We start from the raw sequence: 10,134 nt of genomic DNA on the forward strand, positions 1-10,134 counted from the left end.
GAGAAAACTCATAAAACAGTGCCGCCTGTGCTTCTTGTCTAGGCCCCATCATCGGCATTAATCCCCCGCTTCAATAGGGAAATTGAATCAGTGAAACGGCATCCAATCAAGAAGACTTTTTCAACAGTATCAGCCCAGTTTACCAATGCTGCAAGTGTAACCAATCGCTGCTTTGATTAAGCCGCGACTCTTCAAGCACATTAATAGGGTCCGCGGCAACCAACGGATACTGTTCGAATCCAGCGACTTACATTCGATCTAGCAGTGTGTTCTAAATTACGGATTGGGCTGGGATAAATCATGGTCGTCGTGACAATTCCGTCGCCCAAGACTTGCATTGTCTCGCCAATTGAAAAACCCGTGCGTGCACGAGCCAAGAATACTCTCATATCAAATGCCTATTTGGCCCCATAGTTACCCCACCTAATCCCGTTTTGCCCGATTGATCCGCCAATTTTTGGTTCCTGACGATCGCAAAATCTGAAGCCAAAATTGTTGTATGTGGTAAGAGTGGTAATATCACGGTCCAAGGTCCGGTATTTTGGTAGGCAGAACAAAGTGATTTACGTATTTGCATCGTTCGTTGTGGACACGGAAAAACGCGAACTCACGTGTTCGGATCATCCTGTCCGTATTGAACCCAAAGCGTTCGATTTGCTGGTACATTTGCTCAATCATCGAATGCGAGCGGTACCCAAAGACGAGCTTATTTCTGAGGTGTGGGGCGGGCGGTTTCTATCGGATGCAGCGATATCAAGTGGCATAAGCACCGTGCGCAAAGCACTTGGGGACAGCGGTGAACGTCAACAGTTTATTCGAACCATCCACGGGCATGGATTTAGGTTTGTATATCCTGATGTTGATATCGCTGATGCAGGGGGCAAGTTTAATCCCGCTCAGCCGGATATGCTGCAGTCGCAAGAAATCCGGTTTTGCCAAAGCGCGGACGGAACCCAGATCGCATATGGCACGGCTGGATCGGGTCCCCCGCTGGTAAAAGCAGCCAATTGGCTGAGCCACCTGGAATATGACTGGGAGAGCCCAGTATGGCGGCATTTCTACGGAACATTGGTTAAGGGGCAGCGCCTTATCCGCTATGATGCAAGGGGCAATGGGCTTTCCGATTGGGATGTAAAAGATCACGCATATGAACGTCAGCTCGAAGATCTGGAAGCCGTCATAGACTCAGTAGAATTGGACTCCTTTGCGATGATCGGCATTTCGCAAGGCTGCATGAGGGCTGTATCTTATGCAGCAAAATATCCCGAACGTGTCGAGAAGCTGATTTTAATTGGGGGGTATGCGAGGGGATGGCAACTTAGGCACGAAGATCCAGAAGGGTATGCATTTCGGCAATCAGCCTACGATATGATCGATCATTGGTGGGGGAAGGATAATCCGGCCGTCAGGCAATTGTTTACCAATATGTATATGCCGGATTCGCCTGCAGATAGCCAAAATTGGTTTACAGACTTGCAGCGCAAAACCGCTTCGCCTGAAAATGCGGCAAGGATGCTCGTTTCTGGGGCGCGTGACGATATCAGGCCCATCTTGGCAAAGGTGCGAGCGCCGACGCTGGTTATTCACGCAACAGGGGATGTGGCCGCACCTTATAGTCAAGGAAAAGAACTGGCAGTTGGGATTAAGGGCGCTCGATTTACGTCACTAGATACTGCCAATCACCTGATGCCGGAATCTGATCCTGCTTGGGCAAAATGCGCCAAGCACATTTCTGACTTTTTGGCAGAATAAGTCTCAATGCCTAATGGAGGCACGGAATTTATCGCCTGATACTCCATTTTCAGGCAGCTATTCAGGTTCGCGTGTAAGGATTTCAATCTGGGAAAGTCCCAGCCATAGCTGGCAATATCCTGCGTGATGTCGAATATGGAATGGGCATGCAAATCTCGCTGATTTTGATACTGGGTCACTGGACCACCGGTCACAATCGCCGTCGCAAGCCGGTTCGCATCCAGCAATGCATCGGTTATCCCATGAGCTGTCGCTGGATCCTTAAAATACCCCGCATCTCCGACCAAAGCCCATCCGGGACCTACACATTGCTTGATGAATCCCGTTGCACCTGTAAATCGTCTAAGCTTGGTATGCTGGCCTGAACGGAAAAGATGTTCGCCAATGTCACTATCAAACTTCCCAAGCGCGCTAGACAGAGCGTGCAATGGATTTCTGCCAAACCTCGTTCGAAAGTCTTGTGGGCGGCAGGCTGCGAAGATGCAACTTTTGCCCCTTGTGGTCGGTATGACGCCCGCAGAGAGGCCCTGACTGAACATCCACTGATAACCATTGTTGAGTAGTCCGGAAAAATATCCGTAAACCACCGATGTCCGGTGCGGAGATTGGCGCAGGACCGTTGCTCCAACCCGATCTGCAACGCTTGAGCTTCGACCATCGGCACCAATCACGGTATCCGCCAGCACCTTGAATATGTGGCCCTCTCTGTTGCTGAACACGATACCCGTAGGCCTGCCAGATCGATCAAAGACGCAATCTATGAATGTTGCCCCGGTTCTGACTTCAGCCCCGGCCTCAATCGCCATGTCAATCAACGTCTTGTCCAGAAGCCAGCGACGTGGAGCAATAAGGCCCGGCGTGCCAGATTTCGGGGCGATCGGTATATCGACAATTTCTTCATCGTACTGAAAGCATGTGTGATTTATCACTGGCGTGCCAGCATCCAGAAGTCGATCCAGCGCTCCCCACTTTTGTAGCATCGACACGCCAGAACGCATCAGCGCATGGGTCGAAAGAGTATCCCCGATGCACTGATCGCGATCGATAACCAAAACGCGGGCACCCGAACGGGCAAGCAAAAGGCCCGTTGCTGCCCCCGCCACACGACCACCGACGATCACGGCGTCATATTTACGATGTCGAATATGAGCAGTCATCTGGGCCTTCCTTCTATGCAACCAGTCGGCGTTTAAGTGTATGCTCAAGATGTTGTGCTAAAACGCGTGCATCGTTAGGTGCACCATCGATATGGGTTGATCGACTGGTACGCAGATAAGGCAGGCCCATGACATAGAGCCCGTGACCGATCGCGCCGCCATCATGTAAGACGCGCCCTTTTCGATCAAAAACCGGCAGCTTGAGCCAGCTGTGATCCGGCCTAAACCCGTTCGCCCAGATGATCGTCCGAATGCCTTGATCCTTTAGGTTCATGGATAAGATCGGGTCCAGCGGAACGGATACCGGATGAAACCGCCGCAAAGGGGCGACTTGAAGATCCAAACCGCGCTCTGTGATCCACGCATCAATGCGATCCAGTAACCGGTTCATTTTCAAATCGGCGGATGTGCACAGATTGGCAAGCCCACCGGAAAACCAGGCGGTTCCGTCGGTTACAGCGGCAAGTCGCCCGACGATGTCTATTCCGGTTCGTTGCAGAGAATTAAGGTCAATGTCGGCATACGACGGGTCGCCAATCAAAGGCAGAGAAGGCCCACGGCGAACGCGCTCTATATCATCTACTTCGGTGTAGGGTTCATCGAATATGCGAAGATGATGCAACCAGTGCAGGATATCCTTGCCCCGGTATTGGCGCGGCAGGCGCATGTGATTGCCAACCGCGAGCGTAACTTGTCGCCCGCTAGATTGAAGCTCCTTCGCGATTTGCAGGCCAGAAGCTGATGACCCCACCACCAAAATGCCTCCATTGGGCAACTGATCGGGGCGCTTATAGGTTAGGGGCGTCAATTGCAGTACATTGGGGTCGATGTTGGCGGCATAATCGGGTTGCTTTGAAACGGCACAGGCGCCGGTGGCGATCACCACGCTCTCGCACTCAATCGCACCCTGGTCGGTTTGAACAAGATAGCCGTCAAAATGGCTTTCGACCGATAGAACGCTGGTCTCTATTTGCAACGGCACATTGGTATAACCAGTGTATTGATCGAACTTGCTGACGAGTTCTGATACGTGCATGAAACCGTCCGGGTCTTTTCCGTCATAGGACTGGCCAGCCAAGCCATTCATCCAGTTTGGTGTTAAGAGGCGCAGACTATCCCAGCGGCCTGTCCGCCAGCTGTTGCCAATCTGACCACGCTCCAAAACGATGTGATCAATGCAGCGCTGACTTAGCTCTCTGCTCATCGCAAGGCCACATTGGCCTGCCCCTATGATAACTGTTGTGACGCGTTTCATTTGTTATCTCACCCGTTGGTTGAACAATTTGGTGTGAGTTTTCCATCCAGAGGACGGGGCATGATTTGTCCCGTCCTGTTGGATCTCATGTCCTGTCCCAGAAAATAGTAAGCGATGTTTTCTGCATGAGGTCTTCACGGCGAATGCCCATGTCATCGAGGTGATGATTGCTTAAGCTCATCAGGTGTCGACGATCCGCCTGAGCACGGTAATGTCTGCGGATGGAGGTAAACAATGATCCGATAATCCGTTGAGGATTACCACCTGTTCTCGCGGAAGCGGTTGAGTTGATGGTATTCATGATCTTCCTTCCTTTCTTTGTAGGTTGAAATGGGACCGTCAAATGACGGCCACCTGCACGTTTGTTGGATTGGTGATGATATCGAAAACAGCGGAACGTTTTTGTGACTGAGCAACCACCGCGGCAATTTCGTCTTTTGTCGCATCAGCATCGATTTCGAAGTTGACGCGAATGGCCTTGAAACCATTCCGTACATCGGCGTCGATACCCAGGATTCCGAAAAGATCCATGTCGCCTTCTACGTGAGCTTTGACAGAACGCAGCTGAATACCGCGGTTCTGGGCCACGGCGGCGACGCCAGCCGTCAAACAACTTGCCAAAGCTGACAGTAGGATTTCAACAGGAGTGGCACCTTCGTCCGTTGCGGCGAATTCTGCCGGGTGATCAGCGTCAAAGGTAAAGGGCTGTTTATGTGCCTTTTCTTCGCCCAGACCAAAAAAGCCTTCGACGGTTGAACGACTGTGTACACCGCCCATCCATTCGCAGCTTGCTCGCCAGGTGAACTGAGCGGCGGCGGGCATTTCCGACAGGGCAGTACGTGCATCCAGCAGGGCTTGGACGTTGACGCCGTTGTCGACAGGTTTCATTTCAGTTTGAATATTCATGTTCGTCTCCTTGAGTTATGGCCGTCACGATTGATGGGTTTGCGGCCCGTGAAGACAGATGTAGCTAGAGTTCAAATCCGAAGCTTGGTGAGCGTCTCGTGATTTCCTTGGGAATTCTTTGGGAAATCAGGGGAAAGCTAAAATTCTGGATTGCAAGGGCGAGGTGACAAAGCGTTGCGTGCAGCTATAGTACTGACGTGATATATGAATTTGACACATTCGAACTGGACTTAGTCTCTCGCGAATTACGGTATGCGGGGGATGAAGTACGGGTTGAACCAAAGGTCTTTGATTTTTTGGCGTTGCTGCTTCAACACTCCGGAGAATTGGTCAGTAAAGAAGAGTTGATCAACGTAATCTGGAGCGGTCGGTTTATATCGGATGCAGCCATTTCCAGCTGCATCAGCGCCGCGAGAAAGGCATTGCAAGATGACGGCCAGCAACAGCGATACATCAAGACCGTACATGGCCGCGGCGTACGCTTTGTTGGGGATGTCACCAAGATTTCGACATCTGCAATCGCCAAACACCCCGCGGCTGTATCCTCTGACATCCGGGTCGTTGTGCTACCCTTTGAAAGCGTCGGTTCAGACACGAAGTCGGTTGGATTAGCTCAGGCTATATCGGCGAGCATCAATACAGAGATTGCCCGATTTAGGCACATCAAATTACAACCATCTGCAACATATAAATCACCGCAGTCTATTATCGCGCCCGAAATGAAACTTGGGGACGGGCTCAATGCAGACTTTATCCTAAGTGGCAGTGTACACCTGTTTGAAAATCGCATCCGCGTAACGGCGCAACTGATTGACTGCGACGGTGAGCGTCATGTTTGGGCGGAGCGATTTGACGGAATCATAAGTGACAGTTTCGGTCTGGTAGATGAGTCCTCCAGATCTATTGCAGCGACTGCCGCCGGTCGGATCAATGCAATCGGTCAGGCAAAGACCCTACGAAGCGACGTGTCACAGCTGGGCATCGAAGATCTGATACGGAGAACGCAGGCAAACTATGACAGATGTTCAAAGGACGCATTGATAGAAAGCCTGCCGGTCCTGGAAGAAGCAATAGAAGGCGACCCATCTCATGCACGCGCCTTTATGTTGCTTGGTGCATTTTATGACATGGCTTTCTGGACTGGATGGATGGCCAATCCCGAACAATGCATACAACGCGCGGTCAACCATGGAAAAAAAGCTGTACAAATCGATCCGACGGATGCACTGGCACATGCGCATTTGGGAGAGGCGCTTCTACATGCCCGCAGAGTTACCGAAGCAAAAAGTAAGTTTGATCGCGCCCTTCAACTGAACCCGAACGACGTTGCCGCAAATACGCTATATGCATCGTTCCTGACCGCCACCGGTCACCCTGAGGCCGCACTGAAGCAGCTGGAATTTGTCGATGGTTTAGACCCGTTTGGGCTAAATTGGATACCATGGATGCGGGCGGAAGCGTGTTTTTCGCTCGGGCGATATGATGATGCTGTCGCGGCCTTGCAAAGTTTTGACAACCTGATCAACAACGCCCGTTTATTGCTGGCCGCAAGCTATGCTTTTTCCAATCGGATGAGCGATGCACGACGCATTTTGAGAAACTTCATTTCGATCGCGAAGCAGGAAATGGAACCGATGCCGCGTAATGTGTCCGAATGGCAAGCCTTTCTGAGCCGCGAAAGCTATGCACATGATATAAATAATTATGAAATGTTGATGGAGGGGCTGCTTCGTTCAGGACTCAAAGAACTCACTGACGAGGCTTCTTGAACGGGTATCAATCACCCCGACGTGCCGTCGAAGTTACGTTCGACGAGCAACGCACCGGATTTCAATTATGACGCCATCGCGCACGAAACCGGCAACCTCTATTGCCGTCCAGGCCGGGAATGGCTCGACGACATAGTCATTCCTTACAGCCTTGAATTCATCCAAATGATCACGAAGACCAATATGAAAACTGGTCATTTCCACAAGATGTTCAAATCCCAGGCCTGCTTCCCTTAGGACCAAGCCAATTTTCTCGAACGCTGCCACAAATTGATCTGTTGGGTTATCGGAAAGCAGCCCGGTCATGTCTTCACCGGTCAAACCAGTCATAAAAATGAACCCATCATGCTCCAATCCAGGCGACATCTTCCAATCGGTGATGAAACTTCCAAACCCAGCGGGCGTTATTTGCTGTGGCATGAATGGTAGTCCTCCAAAACAATCGGATCTTGTTATTTTTTTGCCGAGAAAGAATTAGCAGAAATTTCAAAAGATGAAACCTAATGCAGTTTTGCAGAAGCAACAGGCACAGCCTTGGAGCAGACATTCGGCTACATGAAAGTCTAAGATTTTTTAAGTCTAAGATTTGTCAACGCGGGCCATCCCGCCCCGCACAACCCTAACGCCTTGGCCCGCATCAAAAAATCTTAGACAAATCTGACCTACAATTCACGCCGGTCACCGTATTTTGTTAGCTCCCATTTACCATTAAATCAACACGGTCAGTTTCCACGAGAATGTTCATGATTTGCCATATCAGTGATACTTTCGGCAAAACACTACTGTGTGGGAGTTAAAATCTGAATGACACTGTAAGTGAACCTAATGTTTGCGCTTCAATCTGCTCTGAGAACTCCTTGCCTAGGCGTGTCAGACCAATAAACGTTGAAAAATACTGACTCTCATAGCGAATACCCGCCCTTACTCTGTGCCTTTGGTCGTTGAGCGTGACAGAACTTCCAAACAGTTCACTGCTGAAAACCCGTGTTAGATCAACACCCACAACAAATGACATACCGGGCTTTTTATCGAATTTGGCGTGCGTGATCAGATGCCCTGTCGATTGATCACGCACCAGCCGTATTTCGTCGCTCATGGGGCCAATTATTACATCAACCCCCAATCGCGCAAATGTTTCGATGCCCGCTTGCACCTCCACAAATGGCCTGACGTTTGTGCTTCCCCAGCTCAAATTGTGAGCGTATCCCGCACTTCCCGACAAACGGATTTTTGATGAAAGCAAATTACCCCCGAAAAAAGGATCTTCGATGCCAAGCAGGTCATGTAATTCCTGATGTGTATCTCTGATAAAGTCAGATGCGGAAATTGAGGAAAGCTCCAGGCCAACATAGCTCAATCCATTCCCGTGGGGTCGGTGTTTCACATGACCTAAAGAAGTCATCAATCCATATGCTCTGTCAGGCCCAGAAGAACTTTGCCTGGCCCATGGGCTGAGCATGTCAAATCGCAATCTTGTCTCCGAAAAAGACATATCTCCTTTCGTGGATGACATGCTCTTGAGAAATGCAATGGAATAAGAACCTGTCCTCCACCTATCATGCCCATCACCAAGAAAATCATTAGAAAATAGCCGAGCGGTCCCCAACCTTCTGGTGTCATTGCCTTCAGCTATACAAGTTACAGAAAGCAGCAGCAGCATAGTTAAGGGGGGCAACAGAGCAAAGATCCATGTGCGGATTAAACCACCAAAAACTACCAATTGGCCTGAATACATTCGATGTGTATTAAGATTCATAGAAATGCCCTTTATAGTTGCATTAAGGAATGGTCGGTTCTCTCCATTGCACATTTGTTTGAATTGCAAAATGTGAGTTACTGAGGCCGTTTGCTGAAGTAGCTTGGGTGTGGAATTGGACAGATACCCGCATCGACCTCAAAGTATTCGGTTGCGTGTTTGAGAGATTGCTGAAGTCCAGGAAGCGCTGGATTGATCCCCAGAAATTCCACTGCGTCGATTAAATTGCAAATGGCGCCAAGCACCCAGATGTCGCCATGAAGTGGCTTTGGGGCTAGGTCATCGAAGTTCACATTGAAATCAGCGTATTTTCCTGTGATTTCAATATTTTTGTCAAACCTGTATATGACCTCGGATTCGAAATGACCGTCATATGCCTGAGAGTCCAACAATACCTGGCTCAAACGCTTATGAGTTTGAAAGCTGTTTTCAGCGTGGGGTTTCTTGTCATCACCGGCGCGATGAGTTCTGGTATCAAGTATGTGGTCAATAACACCATAAATACGCTCGGACAGTTCAAAGTCTTTATGGCAGTACGCTTTATGTGAAACCAACTCTAGAGCTTCAACAATCTGCTTCATGTTGTGATCTTGTTTCATGGCCACCTCCTACATATACTATACCATAGGTTGTACATATCAGAGTTAACAGATCACTAATATTCCAAGGTCCGAGTCAAAAAATGCGATAAGGCCCCTTTCAGCACTTGATGCAGTTTCTTCGTATCCAGCGTTCTTGAAGTCTTTGCCCGACTACATCCACATCTTCGTCAGTAAAATAGGGGCGCGGGTGGCAATCGACACTAATCAAGACAAATTGCTGGCCAATCTCTCTGAAATCATCTGGCAAGTCACACCACCGAGTGAAATTATGCACCATGACTTGTACCCACTCATCCAAGTATTCATGCGATTGTTGGCTAGTTTCTTCTGTCAAATATATGGCTATCTCTTGGTTGCTGCCCCAACCCTCGTCAAATCCCAACCAGATATGTCTTTCTTCATGCCAGACCTCGAAGACATTACTTTTAGTCACTCCTTCTTCCCGGTAAATGGGCGAAACATCGCACCCGGAAACTAGGGCTGACAATGCAAGCATAGCCGAACAAACTAATAACTTTTGAAGTTGCATCATCTTCTCACTCCAATTCAACGTTGGAGCGTAACTTCAGCAAGTTTCGGTAAATATGTGATTAAGCATAGCTAGTGCGTGATGACATGAAGATTACGGGCGCACCAGAATATTGAATCCTAGTGCAGCTTTAGGAATAGTTGAAACTTAAGCGCGTTGATTTGGGCTCAAAGTCGCCATGCGGTAGTGCAGAGAATTATCCCACTTCGTGGTCACTTGAATGTCGGCTTCCTATGCCTCGGCAGAATTGGTTCGCGTTTGCAGAGAACGGCCGCAATCCGCCGATTCTGTTGAAAAACACCGTGTTATGAGGGTGACTGATGCTTGGTTTTTGCGACCGCAAGCCTTTCTGTTTTCAGGCTTTTCGCGGATGCTGCGGTGCAGGAAAGATCTTGGCGAGTTTGCGGA

At 49.5% G+C, this 10,134-nt stretch carries 10 protein-coding genes; 2 read left to right on the forward strand and 8 right to left on the reverse strand.

The annotated features are described in order from the left end of the window. The first annotated feature begins 558 nt into the window (after positions 1-558). Positions 559-1,752, forward strand: a complete 1,194-nt coding sequence (locus AC2D8P_RS16225) for an alpha/beta hydrolase (protein WP_484703876.1) — start codon at positions 559-561, stop codon at positions 1,750-1,752. On the opposite strand, the gene AC2D8P_RS16230 is transcribed toward AC2D8P_RS16225, so the two are convergent. From AC2D8P_RS16230 to AC2D8P_RS16245, 4 genes are all read right to left on the reverse strand, one after another. Further along, a complete protein-coding gene (locus AC2D8P_RS16230; protein ID WP_484703877.1) occupies positions 1,680-2,909 on the reverse strand; it encodes an NAD(P)/FAD-dependent oxidoreductase in 1,230 nt (409 codons plus the stop codon). The genes AC2D8P_RS16225 and AC2D8P_RS16230 overlap by 73 nt on opposite strands. Before the next feature lie 13 nt (positions 2,910-2,922). Next, the gene (locus AC2D8P_RS16235; protein ID WP_484703879.1) at positions 2,923-4,164 is read right to left on the reverse strand and encodes an NAD(P)-binding domain-containing protein; all 1,242 of its coding nucleotides are present in this window, start codon (positions 4,162-4,164) and stop codon (positions 2,923-2,925) included. Between the two features lie 85 nt (positions 4,165-4,249). Continuing rightward, entirely contained in the window at positions 4,250-4,465 is a 216-nt protein-coding gene (locus AC2D8P_RS16240) for a YjiS-like domain-containing protein (protein ID WP_484703880.1), read from the reverse strand. 38 nt (positions 4,466-4,503) lie between these two features. Then, a complete protein-coding gene (locus AC2D8P_RS16245; protein WP_484703882.1) occupies positions 4,504-5,070 on the reverse strand; it encodes an OsmC family protein in 567 nt (188 codons plus the stop codon). A gap of 197 nt (positions 5,071-5,267) precedes the next feature. Between AC2D8P_RS16245 and AC2D8P_RS16250 the strand changes: the two genes are divergently transcribed. After that, positions 5,268-6,839, forward strand: a complete 1,572-nt coding sequence (locus tag AC2D8P_RS16250) for a winged helix-turn-helix domain-containing tetratricopeptide repeat protein (protein ID WP_484703884.1) — start codon at positions 5,268-5,270, stop codon at positions 6,837-6,839. A gap of 33 nt (positions 6,840-6,872) precedes the next feature. On the opposite strand, the gene AC2D8P_RS16255 is transcribed toward AC2D8P_RS16250, so the two are convergent. From AC2D8P_RS16255 to AC2D8P_RS16270, 4 genes are all read right to left on the reverse strand, one after another. After that, positions 6,873-7,259: a Rid family hydrolase gene (locus AC2D8P_RS16255; RefSeq protein WP_484703886.1), complete on the reverse strand. Its 387-nt coding sequence runs from the start codon at positions 7,257-7,259 to the stop codon at positions 6,873-6,875. Between the two features lie 373 nt (positions 7,260-7,632). After that, a complete protein-coding gene (locus tag AC2D8P_RS16260) occupies positions 7,633-8,595 on the reverse strand; it encodes a hypothetical protein (protein WP_484703888.1) in 963 nt (320 codons plus the stop codon). A gap of 77 nt (positions 8,596-8,672) precedes the next feature. Continuing rightward, the gene (locus tag AC2D8P_RS16265) at positions 8,673-9,194 is read right to left on the reverse strand and encodes a hypothetical protein (RefSeq protein ID WP_484703890.1); all 522 of its coding nucleotides are present in this window, start codon (positions 9,192-9,194) and stop codon (positions 8,673-8,675) included. 100 nt (positions 9,195-9,294) lie between these two features. After that, a complete protein-coding gene (locus AC2D8P_RS16270) occupies positions 9,295-9,729 on the reverse strand; it encodes a hypothetical protein (RefSeq protein ID WP_484703892.1) in 435 nt (144 codons plus the stop codon). Positions 9,730-10,134: the final 405 nt, after the last annotated feature.

This window comes from Roseovarius sp. YIN77, from assembly GCF_057219155.1.

Coding starts and splice junctions, on each gene's coding strand:
- AC2D8P_RS16235 (WP_484703879.1), bottom strand. CDS start 4,164: ATGAAACGCGTCACAACAGTTATCATAGGGGCAGGCCAATGTGGCCTT.
- AC2D8P_RS16240 (WP_484703880.1), bottom strand. CDS start 4,465: ATGAATACCATCAACTCAACCGCTTCCGCGAGAACAGGTGGTAATCCT.
- AC2D8P_RS16230 (WP_484703877.1), bottom strand. CDS start 2,909: ATGACTGCTCATATTCGACATCGTAAATATGACGCCGTGATCGTCGGT.
- AC2D8P_RS16260 (WP_484703888.1), bottom strand. CDS start 8,595: ATGAATCTTAATACACATCGAATGTATTCAGGCCAATTGGTAGTTTTT.
- AC2D8P_RS16270 (WP_484703892.1), bottom strand. CDS start 9,729: ATGATGCAACTTCAAAAGTTATTAGTTTGTTCGGCTATGCTTGCATTG.
- AC2D8P_RS16255 (WP_484703886.1), bottom strand. CDS start 7,259: ATGCCACAGCAAATAACGCCCGCTGGGTTTGGAAGTTTCATCACCGAT.
- AC2D8P_RS16265 (WP_484703890.1), bottom strand. CDS start 9,194: ATGAAACAAGATCACAACATGAAGCAGATTGTTGAAGCTCTAGAGTTG.
- AC2D8P_RS16245 (WP_484703882.1), bottom strand. CDS start 5,070: ATGAATATTCAAACTGAAATGAAACCTGTCGACAACGGCGTCAACGTC.